At 70.7% G+C, this 22,622-nt stretch carries 22 protein-coding genes; 8 read left to right on the top strand and 14 right to left on the bottom strand.

Annotated elements, in window-relative coordinates; translation table 11 throughout:
* The 5 genes from DY218_RS15855 to cseC all read left to right on the top strand — a co-directional run.
* Nucleotides 1–694 (top strand): HhH-GPD family protein (locus DY218_RS15855; protein WP_128556681.1); only part of this gene is annotated, 694 nt, incomplete at its 5' end.
* 234 nt (nt 695–928) lie between these two features.
* Entirely contained in the window at nt 929–1,468 is a 540-nt protein-coding gene (locus DY218_RS15850; RefSeq protein WP_128556680.1) for a SigE family RNA polymerase sigma factor, read from the top strand.
* Entirely contained in the window at nt 1,465–2,106 is a 642-nt protein-coding gene (locus tag DY218_RS15845; protein ID WP_407703633.1) for a hypothetical protein, read from the top strand. The genes DY218_RS15850 and DY218_RS15845 overlap by 4 nt, the downstream gene beginning before the upstream one ends.
* A gap of 9 nt (nt 2,107–2,115) precedes the next feature.
* Nucleotides 2,116–2,832 carry a two-component system response regulator CseB gene (gene cseB, locus DY218_RS15840; RefSeq protein ID WP_128556679.1) on the top strand — a complete coding sequence of 239 codons (717 nt, stop codon included), beginning with the start codon at nt 2,116–2,118 and terminating at the stop codon, nt 2,830–2,832.
* The gene (cseC, locus tag DY218_RS15835; RefSeq protein WP_128556678.1) at nt 2,829–4,220 is read left to right on the top strand and encodes a two-component system sensor histidine kinase CseC; all 1,392 of its coding nucleotides are present in this window, start codon (nt 2,829–2,831) and stop codon (nt 4,218–4,220) included. Before cseB ends, cseC begins: the two co-directional genes overlap by 4 nt.
* A gap of 47 nt (nt 4,221–4,267) precedes the next feature.
* On the opposite strand, the gene DY218_RS15830 is transcribed toward cseC, so the two are convergent.
* The 3 genes from DY218_RS15830 to DY218_RS15820 all read right to left on the bottom strand — a co-directional run bounded on the left by DY218_RS15830 (nt 4,268) and on the right by DY218_RS15820 (nt 7,042).
* Nucleotides 4,268–4,726: a VOC family protein gene (locus DY218_RS15830; RefSeq protein WP_128556677.1), complete on the bottom strand. Its 459-nt coding sequence runs from the start codon at nt 4,724–4,726 to the stop codon at nt 4,268–4,270.
* Nucleotides 4,727–4,835: 109 nt separating this feature from the next.
* Nucleotides 4,836–5,333 (bottom strand): helix-turn-helix transcriptional regulator, encoded by a 498-nt coding sequence (locus DY218_RS15825; protein ID WP_233521626.1) that lies wholly within the window; start codon nt 5,331–5,333, stop codon nt 4,836–4,838.
* Nucleotides 5,334–5,452: 119 nt separating this feature from the next.
* A complete protein-coding gene (locus tag DY218_RS15820) occupies nt 5,453–7,042 on the bottom strand; it encodes an MDR family MFS transporter (RefSeq protein WP_128556676.1) in 1,590 nt (529 codons plus the stop codon).
* A 141-nt stretch (nt 7,043–7,183) separates the two neighbouring features.
* On the opposite strand from DY218_RS15820, the gene DY218_RS15815 reads away from it, so the two are divergent.
* Complete coding sequence (locus DY218_RS15815; RefSeq protein ID WP_128556675.1) at nt 7,184–7,765, top strand: TetR/AcrR family transcriptional regulator; 582 nt, start codon at nt 7,184–7,186, stop codon at nt 7,763–7,765.
* A gap of 129 nt (nt 7,766–7,894) precedes the next feature.
* Here DY218_RS15815 and DY218_RS15810 read toward each other — a convergent pair whose 3' ends face one another.
* Nucleotides 7,895–8,578: a M23 family metallopeptidase gene (locus DY218_RS15810; protein WP_128556674.1), complete on the bottom strand. Its 684-nt coding sequence runs from the start codon at nt 8,576–8,578 to the stop codon at nt 7,895–7,897.
* Nucleotides 8,579–9,010: 432 nt separating this feature from the next.
* Between DY218_RS15810 and DY218_RS15805 the strand changes: the two genes are divergently transcribed.
* On the top strand, nt 9,011–12,058 hold the full coding sequence (locus DY218_RS15805) for an NACHT domain-containing protein (RefSeq protein ID WP_128556673.1): 3,048 nt from the start codon (nt 9,011–9,013) through the stop codon (nt 12,056–12,058).
* A gap of 101 nt (nt 12,059–12,159) precedes the next feature.
* Here the strand turns inward: DY218_RS15805 and DY218_RS15800 are convergent, their stop codons facing one another.
* Entirely contained in the window at nt 12,160–14,688 is a 2,529-nt protein-coding gene (locus DY218_RS15800; protein WP_128556672.1) for an ATP-dependent Clp protease ATP-binding subunit, read from the bottom strand.
* A gap of 442 nt (nt 14,689–15,130) precedes the next feature.
* Between DY218_RS15800 and DY218_RS15790 the strand changes: the two genes are divergently transcribed.
* Nucleotides 15,131–15,901: an SCO3374 family protein gene (locus DY218_RS15790; protein ID WP_233521625.1), complete on the top strand. Its 771-nt coding sequence runs from the start codon at nt 15,131–15,133 to the stop codon at nt 15,899–15,901.
* On the opposite strand, the gene DY218_RS15785 is transcribed toward DY218_RS15790, so the two are convergent.
* The 9 genes from DY218_RS15785 to DY218_RS15745 all read right to left on the bottom strand — a co-directional run.
* Nucleotides 15,832–16,167 carry a histone-like nucleoid-structuring protein Lsr2 gene (locus tag DY218_RS15785; protein WP_128556670.1) on the bottom strand — a complete coding sequence of 112 codons (336 nt, stop codon included), beginning with the start codon at nt 16,165–16,167 and terminating at the stop codon, nt 15,832–15,834. The two genes, DY218_RS15790 and DY218_RS15785, sit on opposite strands and share 70 nt — an antisense overlap.
* Nucleotides 16,168–16,385: 218 nt before the next feature.
* The gene (locus DY218_RS15780; RefSeq protein WP_128556669.1) at nt 16,386–16,928 is read right to left on the bottom strand and encodes an amino-acid N-acetyltransferase; all 543 of its coding nucleotides are present in this window, start codon (nt 16,926–16,928) and stop codon (nt 16,386–16,388) included.
* A gap of 9 nt (nt 16,929–16,937) precedes the next feature.
* Nucleotides 16,938–17,387, bottom strand: a complete 450-nt coding sequence (locus tag DY218_RS15775; RefSeq protein WP_128556668.1) for a BlaI/MecI/CopY family transcriptional regulator — start codon at nt 17,385–17,387, stop codon at nt 16,938–16,940.
* Between the two features lie 417 nt (nt 17,388–17,804).
* A complete protein-coding gene (locus tag DY218_RS15765) occupies nt 17,805–18,416 on the bottom strand; it encodes a hypothetical protein (protein WP_128556666.1) in 612 nt (203 codons plus the stop codon).
* Between the two features lie 94 nt (nt 18,417–18,510).
* Entirely contained in the window at nt 18,511–18,681 is a 171-nt protein-coding gene (locus DY218_RS34240) for a hypothetical protein (RefSeq protein ID WP_158574039.1), read from the bottom strand.
* Nucleotides 18,682–18,708: 27 nt separating this feature from the next.
* Nucleotides 18,709–19,506, bottom strand: a complete 798-nt coding sequence (locus DY218_RS15760; protein ID WP_128556665.1) for a type III pantothenate kinase — start codon at nt 19,504–19,506, stop codon at nt 18,709–18,711.
* A gap of 4 nt (nt 19,507–19,510) precedes the next feature.
* Nucleotides 19,511–20,530 (bottom strand): carboxylating nicotinate-nucleotide diphosphorylase, encoded by a 1,020-nt coding sequence (gene nadC, locus DY218_RS15755; RefSeq protein ID WP_128556664.1) that lies wholly within the window; start codon nt 20,528–20,530, stop codon nt 19,511–19,513.
* A 5-nt stretch (nt 20,531–20,535) separates the two neighbouring features.
* A complete protein-coding gene (locus DY218_RS15750) occupies nt 20,536–22,344 on the bottom strand; it encodes an L-aspartate oxidase (protein ID WP_128556663.1) in 1,809 nt (602 codons plus the stop codon).
* On the bottom strand, nt 22,341–22,622 hold a 282-nt coding region (locus DY218_RS15745; RefSeq protein WP_147336147.1), incomplete at its 5' end, for a pantoate--beta-alanine ligase. The genes DY218_RS15750 and DY218_RS15745, both read right to left, overlap by 4 nt.

The following is a 22,622-nucleotide window of genomic DNA, read 5'->3' as shown; positions in this document are numbered from 1 at the left end:
GGCCGACCTGGCCGCCGAGGCGCCCGGCGAAGCGGTCCGCGCCTGGGGCCGCCTCGGCTACCCCCGGCGCGCCCTGCGCCTGCACGGGGCGGCCGTGGCCATAAAGGAACGGCACGGCGGCGACGTGCCGGCGCAGCACGCGCAGCTGCTCGCACTGCCCGGCATCGGCGAGTACACGGCCGCGGCGGTCGCCTCGTTCGCGTACGGCCAGCGGCACCCGGTGCTCGACACGAACGTGCGCCGGGTCTTCGCGCGCGCGGTGACCGGCGTCCAGTACCCGCCGAACGCGACGACGGCCGCCGAGCGCCGGCTCGCGCGCGAGCTGCTCCCGGCGGACGAGGCCACGGCGGCCCGCTGGGCGGCGGCGTCCATGGAGCTCGGCGCCCTGGTGTGCAGCGCCAAGAACGAGGAGTGCGGCCGCTGCCCGATCGCCGCCCACTGCGCCTGGCGGCAGGCCGGCAAGCCCGCCCACGAAGGACCCGCCCGCCGCGGCCAGACGTACGCGGGCACCGACCGGCAGGTCCGCGGCAAGCTGCTCGCGGTGCTGCGCGAGGCGGTGGCCCCCGTACCGCAGGCCGTACTCGACCGGGTGTGGGACGAGCCCGTGCAGCGGGCGCGGGCGCTCGACGGCCTCGTCTCCGACGGGCTCGTGGAGCCGTTGCCTGGCGGCGAGTACCGACTCCCCCTCACGTAGGCGAAGGCCCCGCACGACGTCCCGCAGCGCCCCACCCATGGCCGCCGCATTCCCGCCCGGAACTGCACAACACGGGCGTGACCTTAGGCTTTGCCTACTTCTGTTACACAAACGAGGGGCAGCCGTGCGTCCGCCGCAGGCCTTCCCCCGATGCCCCGTTACACCCGCTCCGTAGCTTCAAGATGTGCCGGGCGGGGGTCCGGTTCCACGGTGAAGGAACGGAGGCGGTTGGGAATGGCGCACGGCGAGGTGCTGGAGTTCGAGGAGTACGTACGCGCCCGGCAGGATGCACTGCTGCGCAGCGCCCGCCGCCTGGTCCCCGACCCGACGGACGCCCAGGACCTGCTGCAGACCGCCCTGGTGCGCACGTACCACCGCTGGGACGGGATAGCCGACAAGCGCCTTGCCGACGCCTACCTCCGCCGCGTGATGATCAACACCCGCACGGAATGGTGGCGTTCCCGCCGTCTCGAGGAGATACCCACCGAGCAGCTGCCGGAGCGCCGCGTCGAGGACGCCACCGCGCAGCACGCGGACCGTGCCCTGCTGATCGAGGCGCTGAAGAAGCTCGCTCCGAAGCAGCGCAGTGTCGTCGTGCTGCGACACTGGGAGCAGATGTCCACGGAGGAGACGGCCGCCGCCCTCGGCATGTCGGCCGGAACGGTCAAGAGCACCCTGCACCGTGCCCTTGCCAGGCTCCGCCAGGAGCTGGAGAGCCATGACCGGGAGGGTCACGGCGAGGAACGTGAGGAGCGGGAGCGTTGCGCTGCCTGAAAGGCGACGACCCGGGCATACGACGCCCCAAGGCGGTGAGTGCGGCAGCGGCCGCGTTCACCGCCCTCGCCCTTCTCGTCGCCGCCCTGGCCGCCTGCGGTACGGGAGGCACGGGGGCCAGGGACGAGGGCCCGGCGCACAGTGACACGGTGACGGAGGCCTCGCCTTCCGGTTCCACGGCGCCGTCGGTCCCGCGGGTCGACGCGGTCGCGCTGGTCAAGCGCGATCCGAAGGTGAGTGACGCGGTCAAGCAGGACCTCAAGCCCTGCGTGGCCGACGAGTACCCGGTCGACGTCTCCTACGGCAGCACCACGGAGGGCAGCTCATCCGACGTCGTGGTCAATGTGATGACGTGCGGCGACGCCGTCGGCATCGGAAGCTACGTCTATCGGGCCGAGGGCAAGAAGTACAAGAACGTCTTCCGTGCCGAGGACCCTCCGGTCTACGCGGAGATCGACCGCGGAGACCTGGTCGTCACCAAGCAGGTGTACGACAAGGGGGACCCGGTGAGCATGCCGTCCGGCGAGGAGATCGTCACCTACCGCTGGCGGGACGACGGGTTCGTCGAGGTGGAGCGGAGACACAACGACTACAGCGGCGCGGTGAACGGCGATTCGCCGGTGCCGGAGGAGGACTGAGAGCAGCGGATGGCCGAACACACCCATGTGCTCTTCGTCGAGGACGACGACGTCATCCGCGAGGCCACACAGCTCGCCCTGGAGCGTGACGGCTTCGTGGTCACCGCGCGGCCGGACGGGCTCGCCGGCCTGGAGGCGTTCCGCGCCGACCAGCCGGACATCGCGCTGCTCGACGTCATGGTGCCGGGCCTCGACGGAGTCTCCCTGTGCCGCCGGATCCGGGACGACTCCACGGTCCCGGTGATCATGCTCTCGGCCCGGGCCGACTCGATCGATGTCGTACTCGGCCTCGAGGCCGGCGCGGACGACTACGTGACGAAGCCGTTCGACGGAGCGGTCCTGGTGGCCCGGATCCGTGCCGTACTGCGCCGGTTCGGTCATGCGGGCGGGCCCGCCCAGCCGTCGCGGCAGCCGGAGGCTGCGCCGCAGCAGGACGACGACGGGACCCTCACCTTCGGTGACCTGGAGATCGACACGGTCGGCATGGAGGTGCGCAAGGGCGGCAAGCCCGTGTCGCTCACTCCCACCGAGATGCGGCTGCTGCTCGAATTCTCCGCCGCACCGGGCACTGTGCTCTCCCGCGACAAGCTCCTGGAGCGGGTCTGGGACTACGGCTGGGGCGGCGACACCCGCGTCGTGGACGTCCATGTCCAGCGACTCCGTTCCAAGATCGGCCAGGACCGGATCGAGACGGTCCGCGGCTTCGGCTACAAGCTCCGGGCATGATCCGCCGTACACCGGGCGAGCGCCGGGGGAAGACACCGGACGGGCGCCGGGGAAAGCTCCGCTCGCTCCTCGACAAGGGCCGCGCCAGAGGGTTCCGCACCGGCCTGCGCTGGAAGCTCAGCGCCGCCATCGCCCTGGTCGGCGCGCTCGTCGCACTGGCGCTGAGCCTTGTGGTGCACAACGCCGCCCGCGTCGCCCTGCTGGACAGCGCCCGTGACGTACAGGACGAGCGGGTCCGCTACGCGCAGCGGATCTACGACTCGACCGGGCGCATCCAGTTCAAGACCCGGATCGACGACCCGGAGCTGCCCGCGGAGCTCAAGGCCAAGGCCGCCGACGGACGCCGCGCCACCTTCGTACAGGAGAAGGGCAGCGGCGCCCCTGACATCTGGGCGGCGACCCCGGTCAAGGACGGCCGGGTGCTGTCCCTGCACACGCGGTTCACCGACCGCAGCGCCACCGTGATGAAGGACCTCGACCAGGCCCTGGTCATCGGTTCGATAGCGGTGGTGCTCGGCGGCTGCGCGCTCGGCGTGCTGATCGGCGGCCACCTCTCGCGCCGCCTCCGCCGCGCCGCCACCGCGGCGAACCAGGTCGCCCAGGGCCAGACCGACGTACGCGTCCGGGAGGCCGTCGGCGGTCTGGTGCGGGACGAGACGGACGATCTGGTGCAGTCGGTGGACGCGATGGCCGATGCGCTGAAGCAGCGCTACGAGGCGGAGCGCCGGGTCACCGCGGACATCGCGCACGAGCTGCGCACCCCGGTGACCGGCCTGGTCACCGCGGCGGAGCTGCTGCCGGCCGGACGGCCGACCGAGCTGGTCAAGGACCGGGCGCAGGCCATGCGCACCCTCGTCGAGGACGTGCTCGAGGTGGCGCGGCTCGAAGGTTCGGCGGAGCGGGCCGAGCTGCAGGAGATCGACCTGAGCGAGTTCGTCACGCGCCGTGTCGCCGTGCTCGACCCGGATGTGCAGGTGACGATCCTGCACCGGTCGGAGGTGAGCACGGACCCGCGCCGCCTGGAGCGCATCCTGGGCAATCTCCTTGCCAATGCGGCCAAGCACGGCAAGCCCCCGGTGGAGGTCGTGGTGGAGGGCCGGATCGTGCGCGTACGCGACCACGGGACGGGATTCCCGGAGTCGCTGGTGTCCGAGGGTCCGAGCCGCTTCCGGACCGGCAGCGCCGATCGCGCGGGCCGCGGTCATGGCCTCGGCCTGACGATCGCGGCCGGTCAGGCCCGGGTGCTCGGCGCCCGCCTCACCTTCCGCAACGTGGAGCCGCCGAACGGCGACGGCCCCGTCGAGGGCGCGGTCGCCGTCCTCTGGCTGCCCGAACACGCCCCGACGAGCACGGGCAGCTTCCCCATCGTGCGGCCGCCCGAGGAGTGAGCCCCGCCGGGCCTGCTTGAGGAGATTCCTCAGTTCGTGACGCGGCATCAGTCGTTCGCCGCGCACCCCCAGTCCTGGTCCACGTCGAGCCCGCCCGCGCGGGGCTGGGTGAAGGAGAACCAGTGGCCCGAGTCGTCCCGGAAGACCGCCTCGGTGCCGTACGGCCGCTCCTGCGGCTCCTGCACGAACTCGACGCCGCGGGCCTTGAACTTCGCGCAGTCCCCGTGGATGTCGTCCGTGGTGAGCGAGCCGGCGCCGAGCATGCCCTTGGCGACGAGGGTGCGTACGGCCTGGGCCGACTCCTCGTCCATGACCGCGCCGCCGGGCACCATCAGGGTCAGCTGCAGCTCCGGCTGGTCCTTCGCGCCGACCGTCAGCCAGCGCATCCCGCCCTCGCCGAGGGTCATGTCGGCACGGAGCTCGAGGCCGAGCTTCTCCGTGTAGAACTCCTTGGCCCGGTCCTGGTCGAGGACCCAGACGGTGGAGATGCCGAGGCCTTTGATCATGGTGTGCTCCTGGGTGAGACGTCCGCTCTGCCGGCGCCCGTGCCGTGGTCCGGTCCTGAGGTCCGGTCCTGTCGTCGTGGCCGCCCTGTCACCGTAGGCAGCGCGGTCCTCAGTCGCCTTCTTCAAAGTTGCGGAGCCGGTCCTGCGGATCGGACATCGCCGGGAAGCCGCCGGCCCAGAGCAGGGCGTGACATCCGGGGACCATCGCCGCGGCCGGCCCGGAGTGACGGCTCCGGTACTCGCCGGGCGGCAGCCCGGTCTGCCGCTTGAAGCGTGTGCAGAAGCTGCCGAGGCTGCTGAATCCGACCAGGTGGCAGATCTCGGTGACCGAGAGATTCGCGGTACGCAGCAGGTCCGCGGCCCGCTCGATACGGCGCCGCGACAGGTACTGCCCGGGCGTCTCGCCGTAGACCGCGCGGAAGGCCCGGACGAAATGATGGCGCGAGTACCCGGCGTGCGCCGCGACCGCGTCCAGGTCGAGATCCGGGTCCGACCAGTCACGGTCCATGGCATCCCTGGCCAGCCGCATCCGCCGCAGCTGGGCGAGCTGCGCGGGGCCGGGGCCGGGGCTGGAGCCGGGTCCGGGTCCATCGGTGCCGTACCGCACCCTCCCGATGCTGCCACCCGGTACCGACAACCGGGCGCCGAAAGCCGGGCATCAACAGCCGGGCACCGACAACCGGCACCGGCCCGCCTTCCGACCCCAGCCATACACAGACGTGCCCCTCAGGCAGACCCCGCCAGCGCCGCCTCACCCCGAGAGCCGTCGCCGTCGCCGTCCCCCGGACCGTCCGTCCCGTCCTTCGGTCCCGCCCCCTTCAGCGGCACCTCCTTCACGAACAGCGCCGCGACAAAGGCGACCACCGCGATGGACCCGCCGATGAGGAACGCCGAGTGCGTACCGGAGGACACCGCGAACTGGTAGGCCTCGCGCATCGGTCCGGGGAGCTTGGCCAGGCTGTCCGCGTCCAGCTGGGCGGACGGCAGGGCCGCGCCACCGGCCGTACGGGCGGCCATCTCGTCCTGGACCCGGTCGTTGAAGACCGCACCCATGATGGCGACACCGAAGGAGCTGCCGAGCGTACGGAAGAGGGTCGTCGAGGACGAGGCCACTCCCATGTCCTTCATCTCGACGCTGTTCTGCGCGACGAGCATGGTGATCTGCATCAGGAAGCCCATACCGGCACCGAGCACCGCCATGTACACACCCGAGGTGAACCGCGAGGTCCCGGTGTCCATCTGGGACAGCAGGAAGAGACCCACCGTGATGAGCGCCCCGCCCATGATGGGGAAGACCTTGTACCTGCCGGTGCTGGTGGTGATCCGGCCGGCGACGAGCGAGACGATCATCATCGCGAGCAGCATCGGAAGCAGCAGGAGCCCGGAGTTGGTGGCCGACGCCCCCTGCACGGACTGCTGGTAGAGCGGCAGGAACAGCACGGCGCCGAACATCACGAAGCCGGCCAGGAAGCCGATCACGGACATCAGGCTGAAGTTGCGGCTGCGGAAGATGTGCAGCGGCATGATCGGTTCTGCAGCGCGGGTCTGTACGTAGAGGAAGGCCGCGAGCGACGCGACACCGAGGCCGATGAGCCCGATGATCATGGCCGAGCCCCAGGCGTACTCCGAACCGCCCCAGGTGGTGACGAGGACGATGGAGGTGATGCCGGTGGTCAGCAGCGCGGCACCGAGGTAGTCGATCCGGGCCTCGGACCGCTTCTTCGGCAGGTGCAGGACCGCGGTGATCATGACGAGCGCCAGTGCACCCAGCGGCAGATTGATGTAGAAGGACCAGCGCCAGCCCCAGTTGTCGGTGATCGTGCCGCCGACCAGCGGTCCGCCGATCATGGCGAGGGCCATCACGCCGGCCATCATGCCCTGGTACTTGCCGCGTTCCCGGGGCGGAATCAGATCACCGATGATCGCCATGACGCCGACCATCAGACCGCCCGCACCGAGGCCCTGGACGGCCCGGAAGGCGATGAGCTGCCCCATGTCCTGCGCCATGCCGCTGAGCGCCGAACCGATCAGGAAGATCACGATCGAGGTCAGGAACGTGGCCTTCCGGCCGTACATGTCGCCGAGCTTTCCCCAGATCGGGGTCGATGCGGCGGTGGCCAGCGTGTACGCGGTGACCACCCACGACAGGTGCGCCAGACCACCCAGCTCGCCGACGATCGTCGGCATCGCGGTGCCGATGATCATGTTGTCCAGCATCGCCAGCAGCATCGCGATCATCAAGGCCATGAGCACCACACGCACACTGCGCTGCGGCGGCGCCTGGACCTCCTGCTTCTGCTCGGTGGTCGTCATCATCCCCACTCCCCGGTTACCGGACTTACTTGCCGCCCGGCTAGTTGGCTACACTCGGCGAAGGTAGACCGCCAACTAGCCGGGCGTCAAGTAAGTCCGGATCGGCCTTTGGTCCTGGGCCGTGGGTGAGAGAGAGTGCGAGTCATGAGCAGCAGCACACCGGCCCCCCGCCGGGGCAACACCCGCCAGCGGATCCAGGACGTCGCCCTGGAGCTCTTCGCCGAGCAGGGGTACGAGAAGACGTCGCTACGGGAGATCGCCGAGCGCCTCGAGGTGACGAAGGCCGCGCTCTACTACCACTTCAAGACCAAGGAAGACATCCTGATCAGCCTGGCCGAGGACCTGACCCGTCCGCTGGACGAGCTCCTCGAGTGGGGTGCCACCCAGCCGCGCACCCTGGAGACCAAGCAGGAGATCATGCGCCGCTACGGTGACGCCCTGGCCGGCGCCGCGCCGCTGTTCCGCTTCATGCAGGAGAACCAGGCGACGGTGCGGGAGCTGCGCTTCGGCAAGGACATGAAGGAACGCATGATGGCCATGGTCGAACTGGTCAAGGAGCCGGAAGCGGAGCTGGCCGACCAGGTCCGGGCGGTCGCCGCGCTGTTCTCGATGCACGCGGGCATGTTCCTCCTGCAGAATCTGGACGGCTCGGCCGAGGAGAAGCGCGCGGCCGTGCTCGAGGTCGCGCTCGACCTGATCACGCAGGCGAACAGCAGCAAGTCCTGAGCGCGGACGTACGCCAAGTCCGTTGACAAGAAAGCGGAGTGAGACCTGACCGCCGTCAGGCCTCACTCCGCACGCGCCCCGCTGCCGTACGGCCCGGAACGCGAGCCGTTCAGCAGGTGATCGAGCGCCTCAGATCTTCACGCCGACGCCGCGCAGGAACGCGGCCGGGTCGACGGCCGAGCCGTAGTTCGCGGTGTTGCGGATCTCGAAGTGCAGGTGCGGGCCGCTGGAGTTACCGGTGTTGCCGGAGCGGGCTATGTTCTGGCCGTTGCCGACCTTCTGGCCCACCTTCACGTCCACCCGGGACAGGTGCGCGTACTGCGAGAACTTGCCGTTGGCGTGCTTGATCACGACGGCGTTGCCGTACGCGGGACCGTCACCGGCGCCGTTCGGGCCGGCCTTGACGACCGTGCCGGCGTGCGCGGCCTTGACCTGGGTGCCGACCGGCACGGCGAAGTCCTGGCCGGAGTGCTTGCTGGCCCACATGGCGCCGCCCGTACCGAAGGTGGAGGACAGCGTGTACTTGGTGACCGGGCTCGACCAGCCGTTCGCCTTCTTCGCGGCGGCCTTCTTGGCCTTCGCGGCCTTGCTCTGAGCCTCCGCCTTTGCAGCGGCCTTCTTGTGCTGGGCCGCGGCCTGCGCCTCGATGGACGCGACGGTCGAGGCCTGGCCGGCCTGCGGCGCGTCACCCGCGGCGGCCACCGACACTCCGGCGCCCAGCAGCGTCGAGACGCCGAGCCCGGCGGCCAGTACGGCGGCACGGGTGCGGAGCACGGACGAGCCGGAACGGTTGGAGTTGGTGCGCAGCGACATCTCGGAATGACCTCCGGGGTGGGGACTGGGGTGTGCCGCTCACGAACGCTCGTCGCCGTGGCGGCCTCACCTTGGTAACCCGCGCCCCCTTCGCCCGACAAAACCCCTATCTACTAGCCATCTTCGTTTCATTACTGCGCATACAAGCCTTCTTGACGCTGAACATGCCTAGACCACTGATTCCGAATAAATCGGACGTAGCGGGCGGTTTAGTGCCACATCAGCAGGCTGCCGCAACGGCTTCGGCCCTTGGAACCGAAGGGTCGGGGGCGTCGGGACCAAGGTCCCGGAGACCAAGAGCCACCCGTCCCGGCCGCACCCGGGGAGCAATCGACTATTCCGCGTAGTAGGCCGCGAAACGCCTGTGCGTCATGTCACCGGGGCGCAAGATCCAACCCCCTGCGAATGTGACCCGGGCTACGCTCCAGGGCCATGGATCCTGCTGTCCTCGGCACCCGTCTGGCATCGAGCGCGATCGCCCCTCTGCTACGGAAACTGCTCGTCCGGGAAGGTGCGGGCGCGGGCCTCACCGATCGGCCGGTGCGCCTGTCCGGACTGGTCTCCTTCCGCGGCGAGAAGCGCACCCTCACGGGGCGGGACGTCCGGCGGATCGCCGCGGGAGTGGTCGATGCGGCCGTGGCGGCGCCGGGCGAACCGCCGTTCCCGCCCGATGAGGTGACCGCGGTCACCGACGCCCTCGCCGCCCGGCTGCTCGCGCTCGGCGACCTGACGATGGACGACGTCCAGGCGGTACGCCTCGGCCACGAGGAACTGGCCCGCAGGCTGCGGACGGCCGCCCCCTCTCCCCTGCTCTCCACGGACGCGGGCTACTTCCTGGACTCCGCCACCGAATGGGCCTGCCTGCACATCCTGCAGTTCTTCACCCAGCGGTCGGCCTTTGTCGCCCGCACGCTGGTGGAGCAGAGCCGGGAACAGGCCGAACTCATCGCCAGGGTCGACGAGTTGATCGCCCGCACGCCGCGCCCCGACGCCCGCGACGACGCCTTCGAGGCCCGCTACCGCGCGCATCTCGCGCACCACCACAACCGGCTCACCATCTTCGGCCTCGACCTGCAGGACACCCCGGACGTCTGGCCGCTCGATGTCGCGTACCTGAGCCTGGAGACGGTCCGCGAGGCAGCGCCCGACGCGGCGGAGCTGCCGGACTGCGGCCCCGGGAACGCCACGACCACGGTGCGGGAACGGGCCGAGGACCTCTTCGCCGTCCACGACCGGATCCTGCTGCGCGGCGACGCCGGCTCCGGCAAGACGACGCTGCTGCAGTGGCTCGCCACCACGGCCGAGGACCGGATCCCGTACGTACTGCCGCTGCGCACCCTGATCCGCGCGGACCGGCTGCCGCCGCCCGAGGCCTTCCTGGACTCGGCCGCCTGCCCGCACGCGCCGCCCGAGGGCTGGGCCGAGCGCGTGCTCGGGGCGGGGCGTGCGCTCGTGCTGGTCGACGGCCTCGACGAGGTCCCGTCCGCGGACCGCGCACGTGTACGTGACTGGCTGCTCGCCCTGGTCCGCGCGTACCCCGGCAACCGCTGGCTGCTGACCGCCCGCCCCACCGCCGTACGCGCCGACTGGCTGGCCGACGACGGCTTCGCCGAGGTCGCGCTCGCGCCGATGGACCGGGCCACGGTGACCGCCTTCGTACGGCGCTGGCATGCGGCTGCGCGGGCGCCCGAGCACGAGGAGCGCCTCCTCGACGCCCTGCGCACCAAGCCCGATCTGGCGCTCCTTGCCACCAATCCCCTGATGTGCGGGCTGCTTTGCGCGCTGCACCGCGCGCGCCGCGGCTATCTGCCGCCCCGCCGCAAGGCCCTATACGACGCGGCCCTGCAGATGATCCTCACCGAACGCGACCGACAGCGCGGCATGGGCGGACTCGACGGCATCGAGCTCGACACCGAGGACCAGATCGAGCTGCTGCAGCGCCTCGCTTACGCGCTGCTCCTGGCGGGGCGCTCGGAGATGTCCGAGCCGACTGCGCTCGGCATACTCGAACGCGCCCTCCCCTCCATGCCGGCCGCCGCGGCGCAGGGCGACGCGCCCGCGATCCTGCGTCATCTGCTGCTGCGCAGCGGGGTGTTGCGCAGCCCCGCGCCGCAGGTCGTCGACTTCGCCCACCGCACGTTCCTCGACCATCTCGGCGCGCGCTGTGCGGTCGAGGAGGGCCATCTCGACGTCCTGATCAGCCATGCCGACGACACCGCCTGGGAGGACGTCATCCGCATGGCGGTCGCGCACGCCCGCACCCGCGAGCGGACGTCGCTCCTCCGAGCCCTGCTCGACCTCGCCGTACCCCGGGTCACCCTCCTCGCTCTGGCCTGCCTCCAGGACGCGTCGTCCGTGGACCAGGAAGTGGTCGCCGAGGTGAAGGAGCGGGCGGCACGCCTCGTACCGCCGCGGACGGTCCTCGACGCGCGGGCACTCGCGTTCGCCGGCCCGTTCGTACTGGAACTTCTGCCCGGTCCCGAGGGCCTCACCGACGAGGAGGCGTACGGGGTGGTCACCACGGCATCCCTCCTCGGCCAGGACGGCTCCCTTCCGGTCCTGAAGCGCTTCCGCACGCACGAGTCGCTGGCCGTACGACGCCAACTGGTCGGCACATGGCGCCGGTTCGACGCCGATGAGTACGCACGGGAGGTGCTTGCGCACCTGCCGACGGACGAGCTGACCCTGGCGGTGACGAGCGACGCCCAGCGACATGCCCTGCGGCTGCTGCCGCCCTGTACGCAGCTCGACAGCGAGGGCGACCACCCGCCGGCTGCGCTGGTGTCGGCCCTCGCCACCGAAACGGCGAGCCGACTGCGGTTGCGCCGCAACAGCACGATCACCGACCTGAGCGTCCTGAAGGCCCTGCCGGCGCTCACGGACCTGCGTCTGATGGACTGTCCCGGCGTGTACGACCTGGCGCCGCTCGCCGAGCTCCCCCTGCGCCATCTCTCGGTGATCAGACTGACCGGTCTTCCGGAGCTCACCGGCCTCAGCACGCTGACCGGCCTGACTTCGCTCAACGTCGGCCAGCGGATCCCCGGTGACTCGCTCGCCGACGTGCTGCCGACCGGCGCAGCGCTCAGACAGCTCTTTCTGGGCCGCGGCTCGACCGCCACCACGGGCCTGTCAGGCCTCGACCACTTCCCGTTCCTGGAAAGACTGACCCTGACGTGCGGAACCGCGCCCCTCGCCGCGGACGACTGGGCGCGGCTGGCCCGCCTGCCGGCGCTCACCGAACTCGCGGTCAACGGACCGTTGCTGGCAGGGGTGGCTCCGGCCGGAGACCTGCGCGGGGTGCGCGAGTTCCGCATCACCGTGCGCACAGGCACTCCGGACCTCGGCCCCTTCGCCGCCACGCTGCCCTCCGTACGGACGGTTCTCGTGGACGTCCATGCCGACAGCGAGGACCAGACTGCCACCGACGCCCACTACCGGCGGCTCTTCCCCGACGCACGTGTGCTGATCCGCCGATTGTGAGCCCGTACGGCCCTCGCGCGGCACAAAGGGGAGTGCCCCGGAGCTCGAAGCTCCGGGGCACTCCCCTTTGCGATGACCGGCTCTCGCCGCCTTAGGGACGGCTACGCGTCCTTCGTCAGGTTCGGACCCGAACCGCCGCCCGCCGCCGATTCGATCGGCGGGACGTCCGGCAGGGCCGACTTCTCCTCGCCGCGGAAGGTGAAGGTCGCGCTCTCGCCCTCGCCCTCCGTCTCGACGACCACGATGTGCCCGGGCCGCAGCTCGCCGAAGAGGATCTTCTCCGACAGGCTGTCCTCGACCTCGCGCTGGATCGTGCGACGCAGCGGCCGCGCGCCGAGGACCGGGTCGTAACCCCGCTCGGCGAGCAGCTCCTTGGCGGACTGGGAGAGCTCGATGCCCATGTCCCGGTCCTTCAGGCGCTCGTCCACCTTCGTGATCATCAGGTCGACGATCCGCAGGATGTCCTCGCGGCTGAGCTGCGGGAAGACCACGACGTCGTCCACACGGTTGAGGAACTCGGGGCGGAAGTGCTGCTTGAGCTCGTCCGAGACCTTGTTCTTCATCCGCTCGTAGTTGGACTTGGTGTCGCCCTGGGCGGCGAAGCCCAGGTTGAAGCCCTTGGAGATGTCCCGGGTGCCGAGGTTGGTCGTCATGATGATGACCGTGTTCTTGAAGTCGACGACCCGGCCCTGGGAGTCGGTCAGGCGACCGTCCTCCAGGATCTGCAGCAGCGAGTTGAAGATGTCCGGGTGGGCCTTCTCGACCTCGTCGAAGAGGACCACGGAGAACGGCTTGCGGCGCACCTTCTCGGTGAGCTGGCCGCCCTCCTCGTACCCGACATAGCCGGGAGGCGAGCCGAAGAGCCGCGAGACGGTGTGCTTCTCGCTGAACTCCGACATGTCGAGCGAGATCATCGCCTCTTCGTCGCCGAACAGGAACTCCGCGAGCGCCTTGGACAGCTCCGTCTTACCGACACCGGACGGGCCGGCGAAGATGAACGAGCCGCCGGGACGCTTCGGGTCCTTCAGACCCGCTCGCGTACGCCGGATCGCCTTGGAGAGCGCCTTGACGGCGTCCACCTGGCCGATGACCCGCTTGTGGAGCTCGTCCTCCATGCGCAGCAGACGCGAGGACTCCTCCTCGGTCAGCTTGAAGACCGGGATGCCGGTGGCGGTGGCGAGGACCTCGGCGATCAGATCGCCGTCGACCTCGGCCACGACGTCCATGTCGCCGGCCTTCCACTCCTTCTCGCGCTTGGCCTTCGCGGCGAGGAGCTGCTTCTCCTTGTCGCGCAGGGACGCGGCCTTCTCGAAGTCCTGCGAGTCGATCGCGGACTCCTTGTCCCGGCGGACGCCGGCGATCTTCTCGTCGAACTCGCGGAGGTCCGGCGGCGCGGTCATCCGGCGGATACGCATCCGGGAGCCGGCCTCGTCGATCAGGTCGATCGCCTTGTCCGGCAGGAAGCGGTCCGAGATGTACCGGTCGGCCAGCGTCGCGGCCTGGACGAGCGCCTCGTCGGTGATCGAGACGCGGTGGTGCGCCTCGTACCGGTCGCGCAGGCCCTTGAGGATCTCGATGGTGTGCGGCAGCGACGGCTCCGCGACCTGGATCGGCTGGAAGCGGCGCTCGAGCGCGGCGTCCTTCTCCAGATACTTGCGGTACTCGTCGAGCGTCGTGGCACCGATCGTCTGGAGCTCACCGCGGGCCAGCATCGGCTTGAGGATGCTGGCGGCATCGATCGCGCCCTCGGCCGCACCCGCACCCACCAGGGTGTGGAGCTCGTCGATGAACAGGATGATGTCGCCGCGGGTGCGGATCTCCTTGAGGACCTTCTTCAGGCGCTCCTCGAAGTCACCGCGGTAACGCGAGCCGGCGACGAGCGCGCCGAGGTCGAGGGTGTAGAGGTGCTTGTCCTTGAGGGTCTCGGGCACCTCGCCCTTGACGATGGCCTGGGCGAGACCCTCGACGACGGCGGTCTTGCCGACACCGGGCTCACCGATCAGGACCGGGTTGTTCTTCGTACGGCGGGAGAGCACCTGCATGACCCGCTCGATCTCCTTCTCGCGCCCGATGACCGGGTCGAGCTTGGACTCACGAGCGGCCTGGGTGAGATTCCGGCCGAACTGGTCCAGGACGAGGGAGGTCGAGGGCGTGCCCTCGGCCGGACCGCCCGCGGCGGCCGTCTCCTTGCCCTGGTAACCGGAGAGCAGCTGGATGACCTGCTGCCGCACCCGGTTGAGGTCTGCGCCCAGCTTGACCAGGACCTGGGCGGCGACGCCCTCGCCCTCGCGGATCAGGCCGAGCAGGATGTGCTCCGTGCCGATGTAGTTGTGGCCCAGCTGAAGGGCCTCGCGGAGCGACAGCTCCAGGACCTTCTTGGCACGGGGGGTGAAGGGGATGTGGCCGGACGGGGCCTGCTGGCCCTGGCCGATGATCTCCTCCACCTGCTGGCGGACCGCCTCGAGCGAAATCCCGAGGCTCTCCAGGGCCTTAGCGGCGACACCCTCGCCCTCATGGATCAAGCCCAGGAGGATGTGCTCGGTGCCGATGTAGTTGTGGTTGAGCATCCGGGCTTCTTCCTGAGCCAGGACGACAACCCGCCGCGCGCGGTCGGTGAACCTCTCGAACATCGTTAATCGCTCCTCAGAGCGGTCAGGCAGTAAGGGGTCGGTCCCCTCCCTGTCCTTCCGCAGCTTAGTCCCGCAAGCGGGGACCGCTCATTCCAACTGCCGACACCCGGCCCCAGAACCTGGGGGGTCTGCTGACCCCGAACGCCGACAACTGCTCCAACCCGATGGTGCGAGACGATGTTCCCGCAGGCCAGGCAGATACCCTCACCATGAGTACGCCGATGGCGAACGTGAGACGGCCAAACCTGCGTGTCGCCCCTCCCCACTAGGGATGTCTTACCCGTAAGGACTGACACTCCATGCGGCGCGCACCGGTTCCCTCCGCTACGGGCGAACAACCTCACGCCGCGGAGGACCCGATTCCGCCGGCATTCCGCCCACGTAGCGCCACATTGCGCGCACCCTGCGTAACCATCGGGGAAATCCGGGAGTTGCTCCGGACATGGCCGCCATCGTTCCGCTCGCACTCACGTCACTGCCGGGTCCCCGCCCGGATCCGGATCTGGTTCCGTCGCGGAAACCCGCGGGGAGCTCTGCCACGGACGCACCCGCCGGCGATCCCCACGGCCGGGTGGCCCGCTGGTACGCGCAGGCGCTCGGCTGGGCGACGACGGGCTCCGGATCGTCCGTGCCGCAGCAGGGGGGCGGCGGCGATCCCGCGGTCGTGGCGCGCACGGGCTGGCCTCAGCTGCTGACCGGGCTGCATTTCGATGTGCTCGAGCTGCCCGTGGAGGCCGGCTGCGCCGTGCTGCGCAGGCTCCCGGACGGGGCGCCCACGGGCCCGGTGTCGGCCGGCGGCGGCACGATGCGGCTGTTCGTCGCGGCGGGAGGCGCGGACGAGCTGCCCGGGCTGCTCGACTGGCTCGACTGGGGGCGACTGCCGGCGGATCTCACGGCCGTGGGCGCGGGCGGGCACATCCCGGCGCCGCTGCCCCCGGGGTGGTCGGGCCCCCGGGGCTGCGCCGTCTGGCTGCGACCCCCCGAGCCGGGCAGCGAGGTGGGGCCGACACTGCCGGCCATGGCCGGTCTCGGGTCCCGGCGGGCCGTGCCCGGCGACGGTCACACCGAGGGGCCCGATCTCGTACGACTCGTGGACTTGGCGGCGACGGAATGCCACCGGCTCAGGCTGCACCGCGGAAGCGGTCAGCCGTTGGCCTTCTCGTACGCCTCGCGGATGGAGGCGGGGACGCGGCCGCGGTCGTTGACCTCGTAGCCGTTGTCCTTCGCCCAGGCGCGGATCTGCGCGGTGTTCTCACTCGAGCCGGCCGAGGCGCGGGCCTTGCCGCGACCGCCCGATGCGCGGCCGCCGGTGCGCCGGCCGCCCTTCACGTAAGGCTCGAGCAGTCCACGGAGCTTGTCCGCATTCGCCGTGGTGAGGTCGATCTCGTATGTCTTGCCGTCGAGCGCGAACGTCACGGTCTCGTCCGCGTCGCCACCGTCGAGGTCGTCGACAAGAAGGACCTGAACCTTCTGTGCCACCGGATTTCCTTTCATCGATAACTTCAGGGCCGCGGTGCCGACGGCGCGCCCGCCGATGATTCACCGTCCCCGGTTATATGGAGTACGTCGGAAAGCAAACCGCTTTTCTCTGGAAAACACAAACCCCTGTGGAGAAGCCGGTGCCACAACGCCCCTTGAAACACACGCGATTCGGACATAGCCACCCCGAGTGCGAGGGCTTGTAATACACGCGGTGATCACAGGTGCAGAAGCATCCGGCTGTTGCCCAAGGTGTTCGGTTTCACTCGTTCGAGACCGAGGAACTCCGCAACGCCTTCGTCATAGGAACGAAGGAGCTCGCTGTAGACCTCGGATCCGACCGGTGTCTCACCGATCTCGACGAAGCCGTGCTTCGCGAAGAAGTCCACTTCGAAGGTGAGACAGAAAACTCTGCGCACACCGAGCCAGCGTGCGGTCTGCAGCAACTTCCCGAGGAGTTGATGGCCCACTCCGGCGCCCTTCAGGCCCTCCTGCACGGCGAGAGTGCGGACTTCGGCAAGGTCTTCCCAGATCACATGAAGTGCGCCGCATCCGACGACCTGTGCGTTGTCGTCGCGTTCGGCCACCCAGAACTCCTGGATGTCCTCGTAAAGCGTGACGGTCGCTTTGTCGAGCAGGATGCCGCGGCGAACGTAGGAGTCGAGGAGTCCGCGTACCGCCGCCACATCGCTGGTCCGCGCCCTGCGGACAGTGAGGGCTTTTGCCGGTACTTCGGGATACGGGGGGAGCTCTGCGGCCATGCCCGGACGCTATCGCCCCGAGTCGGGCCCGGGCGCTTCGGGGTTGTCCGATCCTGCGGAGTTGTCCGGGCCGGCTGAGTTGTCGTCCGCGGGGTCCGTGTCGATACGTACGATCCGGGCGGCGTCCCGCAGGGCAGCGCGCTGGTCCGGCGACATCATCCCGAAGAAGGCGACGAGAGCGGCCGCCGGGTTGTCACTGCGTGACCACGCCTCATTCATGAGGGCGGCGGCATAGGCGGCACGGGTGGAGACGGCCTCATATCGATAGGCGCGGCCCTCGGCCTCTCTGCGGACCCAGCCCTTCTGATGGAGATTGTCCAGGACGGTCATCACCGTGGTGTACGCGATGGAGCGTTCCTGCTGGAGGTCTTCAAGAACTTCCCGCACGGTGACCGGGCGGTTCCACTCCCACACCCGCGTCATGACCGCGTCTTCGAGTTCTCCCAAGGGGCGAGGCACACCTGAACCCTAGAGCGTGCAGTGGCTTGCGGCCTGCCGGACATGGCATTGGCGAAATCCGAAGAGAATCCGTCGCCGAGTGCACGCAGAAAGAGAGGTCAGCTGCCGCCGCCCGGAGCCTGGCGGGCGCTCTCGGCGCGCGCGACGGCGGCGTCCACCGCCGCGTCCTCCTTCGCCTTGTTGTCCCCGCCCTGGGACTTGACGATCGTCACGATCAGGGCGATGAAGAACACGGCCATCACAACGGGCGGTACGAGCGCGGAGACGNTCGTCACGATCAGGGCGATGAAGAACACGGCCATCACAACGGGCGGTACGAGCGCGGAGACGTAGTCCATGCCTCAAGCGTAGCCACGGCCCGCCCGCGGGATCGCCCGGGGCGGGCCGTGGCACCTGTCGGGCCGGTCAGGCCGTTTCTCAGACCGCGGCGAGCTTCTGCGGCGGCTCGGTACGTTCGGGCGGTGCGGGCGGCGCGGGGCGCCGCTTGGGCGGGAACACCTCGGCCGGCGTCGGCACCGGCCGGGGCGGCGGCGCCGGACGCTTGTCGGGAGTCGGGCGCTCGGCACCCTGCAGACCTCCGGGAAGCGCCAGCAGGCGGGCTCGGGGCAGCGGGACGGAGCGGCCCGCGAGTCTCGCTCGTACGGTGTCCTCGGCCAGCGCCTGACAGCGCTCGAGGAGCGCCGCGGCAGCCGGGTTCCCGCGCAGCGCGCGCAGCGCCGCGAGGTCGTCCGGGCCCGGGACGTAGTCGGCGTCGAGGGATTCGGCGAGGAGCTCCAGATAGCCGGAGGCCGTGCCGGGCAGGGCGGCTCGGTAGCGCGCGAGATCGGCGAACAGGAAGGCGCGGAGCCGGGCGCCCTCGCTGACCGCCTCGTCGAGCGAGTCGGCGAGCCGGAGACAGTCCTTGGCGGCGCTCTCGTCGAAGGCGCCGGCGGGGTCGGGATGGAGGGCGAGGGCGAGGGCGCGGCGGAGCACACGCAGCTCGTCCGCGCTGAACGCCATGCCGCCTCGTGATCCGTATGGCGTGGGCATGGGCCGACGATACGGGCTAAGTGGACAAAATCCTCTTAACTCTCTTTTGTGGCGCGTTTGTGGTGCGATGCCGTCGCGGTGCGCGCCGGTCGCTCTAGTCGCTCAGGCGCTTGCTGCGGTTGCGGTCGCGGAGCTTGCGGACCAGGACTCCGGTGCCGAACAGGGCGCCGAGCAGCACCACCGTCACGAAGGCCGAGCCCGCCTGGATCCCGTCGGCCGCGTATGCCGTCCATGCCGTTGATGTCGCCGATGCCGTTGATGTCATCTCGGTGCCGTTCTCCTCGTGTCGCTGTCAGAGCCGCGAGACGTTGCGCTCGTAGACCAGGCGCAGGCCGATCAGGGTCAGCCAGGGCTCGTGCTCGTCGATGGCGGAGGAGTCGCCGAGCACCATGGGCGCGAGGCCGCCGGTGGCGATCACGGTGACGTCCTCGGGATCGTCCGCGAGCTCCCTGGACATCCGGCCCACCACGCCGTCGACCTGGCCGGCGAAGCCGTACAGGATGCCGGACTGCATGGCCTCCACGGTGTTCTTGCCGATCACGCTGCGCGGCCGGGCCAGCTCGATCTTGCGCAGCTGGGCGCCGCGTACGCCGAGGGCGTCCACCGAGATCTCGATGCCGGGAGCGATCGCGCCACCGGCGTACTCACCGCGCGCGCTGATCGCGTCGAAGGTCGTCGCGGTGCCGAAGTCGACCACGATGGCGGGGCCGCCGTAGAGCTCGACCGCCGCGACCGCGTTGATGATGCGGTCCGCGCCGACCTCCTTGGGGTTGTCCATCAGGATCGGGACGCCGGTCTTGATGCCCGGCTCTACGAGTACGGCCGGTACGTCGCCGTAGTAGCGGCGGGTGACCTCGCGCAGTTCGTGCAGGACCGAGGGCACCGTGGCGCAGATCGCGATGCCGTGGATGCCGTCGCCGAGCTCCTCGCCGAGCAGCGGATGGGTGCCCATCAGGCCGTTGAGGAGCACGGCCAGTTCGTCTGCGGTGCGGCGGGCGTCCGTGGAGATCCGCCAGTGCTCGACGATCTCCTCGCCGTCGAACAGGCCGAGCACGGTGTGGGTGTTGCCCACGTCGATGGTCAGGAGCACGCCGTCACACCGCCCGCTCGGCGGCGGAGCCGTCCGCGGCGACCGGTGCCGCGCGCAGGTCGAGGCCGATGTCCAGGATCGGCGACGAGTGCGTCAGGCCGCCCACGGCCAGGTAGTCGACGCCCGTGCGCGCGTAGACCTCGGCGTTCTCCACGGTGAGCCGGCCGGAGGACTCGAGCAGGGCGCGGCCCGCGGTGAGGGCCACCGCCTCCTCGGTCTCCTCGGGAGTGAAGTTGTCCAGGAGGATCAGATCGGCGCCCGCGTCGACCACCTCGCGGAGCTGGTGCAGGGTGTCGACCTCCACCTCGATCGGCAGCTCGGGGAATTCTTCGCGTACGGCTTCGAAGGCCTCGGCGACGCCGCCCGCGGCAACCACGTGGTTGTCCTTCACCAGGGCCGCGTCCGAGAGCGCCATGCGGTGGTTGACGCCGCCGCCGCAGCGCACCGCGAACTTCTCCAGGGCACGCAGTCCGGGAGTGGTCTTACGGGTGTCGCGGACCTTGGCCTTCGTGCCCTCCAGAGCGTCGGCCCACGCGCGCGTGGCGGTCGCGATGCCGGAGAGCCGGCACAGCAGATTGAGGGCGCTGCGCTCGCCGGTGAGCAGGTCGCGGGTGCGGGTGGTGACGGACAGCAGGGGCTGTCCCGCCACCACCCGGTCACCGTCCTCGACGTGCCGCTCGACCTCGAACTCGTCCTCGCAGACCACGGACAGGACGGCCTCGGCGACCCGAAGCCCGGCCACCACGCCCGCCTCACGGGCCGTGAAGTCGCCGGTGGCGACCGCGTCCTCGGGGATCGTGGCGACCGATGTCACGTCCACGCCGCCGTCGAGGTCCTCGGCGATCGCCATGTGCGCGATGTCCTCGACGAGTACGGGATCCAGGCCGGCGTCGGCGATCAGCTGGGCGAGGGCGGGGTCGAGCCCGCACTCCAGGACGTCGTCGGCGGCCGTGGCCCCGCCCGCGCAGCCGCAGGCGTCACCACAGCCCCCGTCGTCGGCGAGGGGAAGGTCGGGGGTACTCACTTCGGTCACTGCTCCTGGGGACGGGGGTCGGCTCCCGGGCCGGCCGGCGGACCGGCGACGGTCGGGGGGAAGTCTGCGGACTCGGTTGCGTGCACGGCGAGCGTGCGGTCCGGATTGAGGCGGACTACCAGGTGGCGGCGCCAGTCGGCGTCGTCACGCTCGGGGTGGTCCTCGCGCCAGTGGCAGCCGCGGGTCTCCTCGCGGCGCATCGCGGCGGCGACCAGCACGCGCGCGACGCACAGCAGGTTGGTGGCCTCCCAGGTGTCGGTGCCCGGCTCGGCCGTCTTGCCGTTCTCGGCGAGTGCGGTACGGGCCTCCGCGTGGATCTGCTCCAGGGCGCCCGCGGCCCGCGCGAGTGACTGCTTGCTGCGCAGCACCCCGGCGCCCTCGGTCATCACCCGCTGCAGCGCGAAGCGCGCCTCCGGAGGAAGCAGCGGATGCGCGGGCGGTGCCTGCCCCGCCGCCGTGGGGTCCCGCTCGGCCTCGGCGTCCGCCTCCACGCGCGCGTGGAGGGACGGTACGCGGGCGGTGGCCGGCGCCGGGTGGGCGGCGATGTCGGCGGCGATCCGCTCCGCGTAGACCAGGCCCTCCAGAAGGGAGTTGGAGGCGAGCCTGTTCGCTCCGTGGACGCCCGTGCAGGCGGTCTCCCCGCACGCGTAGAGGCCGGGCACGGTGGTACGGCCGTGCAGGTCGGTGCGTACGCCGCCCGAGGCGTAGTGCGCCGCGGGGGCGACCGGGATCGGCTCGGTGACCGGGTCGATGCCGTGCGCGCGGCAGGCGGCGAGGATCGTCGGGAAGCGGGCCGCCCACATCTCGGCACCGAAGTGCCGGGCGTCCAGGTACATGTGCTCGGCGCCCTGCTCCAGCATCCGCCGCGTGATGGCCTTCGCCACCACGTCGCGGGGTGCCAGCTCGGCCAGTTCGTGCCGGCCGGCCATGAACCGTACGCCGTCCGCGTCGACCAGGTGGGCGCCCTCCCCGCGGACCGCCTCGGACACCAGCGGCTGCTGGCCCTCGGCGTCCGGGCCGAGGAACAGGACCGTCGGGTGGAACTGGACGAACTCCAGGTCGGACAGCTCCGCGCCGGCCCGCAGCGCGAGCGCGACGCCGTCCCCGGTGGACACCGGCGGATTGGTGGTCGCCGAGAAGACCTGGCCCATGCCGCCCGTGGCGAGCACCACCGCGGGCGCGTGCACGGCACCCACTCCGTCGTGCTGGCCCTCCCCCATCACGTGCAGGGTGACACCGGCGGTGTGGCCCTCGTCGTCCGTGAGCAGGTCGAGCACCAGGGCGTTCTCGATGGTGTGGATGCCACGCGCGCGTACCGCCTCGACCAGGGCGCGGGAGATCTCCGCCCCGGTGGCGTCCCCGCCCGCGTGCGCGATGCGACGGCGGTGGTGGCCGCCCTCGCGGGTCAGGGCGATCGCGTCGGAGTCCGCGGCCGTGTCGAAGTGGGCGCCGGTCTCGATGAGCCGGTGCACGGCGCCCGGGCCCTCGGTCACCAGGACGCGGACGGCCTCCTCGTCGCACAGGCCGACACCCGCGACGAGGGTGTCGTCCAGATGCTGCTCCGGGGTGTCGCCCTCGCCGAGCGCGGCGGCGATGCCGCCCTGCGCCCAGCGCGTGGAGCCGTCGTCGAGGCGGGCCTTGGTGACCACGACGGGGCGCAGGCCCGCGGCCGCGCAGCGCAGGGCGCAGGTCAGTCCGGCCACTCCGGAGCCGACCACCACCACGTCGGCTTCGCTCGCCCAGCCGGGGGCGGGTGCGTGCAGGCGTATGCCGGTGGTGCCCGGCGTGCGGCCGTCGGCGGTCATCGGGCGGCTCCGAACGTTCCGAAGGTGAGCGGCAGATTGTCGATCAGGCGGGTGCTGCCGACGCGGGCGGCGACCGCGAGTACGGCCTCGCCCGTGTAGTCGTTCGCCACCTCGGTGAAGTCCGACGGGTCGACCAGGGCCAAGTAGTCCAGGCGCAGGGGTGGTCGGGCGCGCGCCGCCTCGTCGAGCACGGCGCGTGCCGCGGCCCTGACGGCCGCGGGACCGCCGCCCGCGGCCTGCGCCACGGCGTGCACATCGGCGGCGGCACGGGCCTCGCC

Source organism: Streptomyces triticagri (assembly GCF_003429565.1).
Classification (GTDB): Bacteria; Actinomycetota; Actinomycetes; order Streptomycetales; family Streptomycetaceae; genus Streptomyces; species Streptomyces triticagri.
This window is presented reverse-complemented; position numbering and strand designations above follow the sequence as displayed.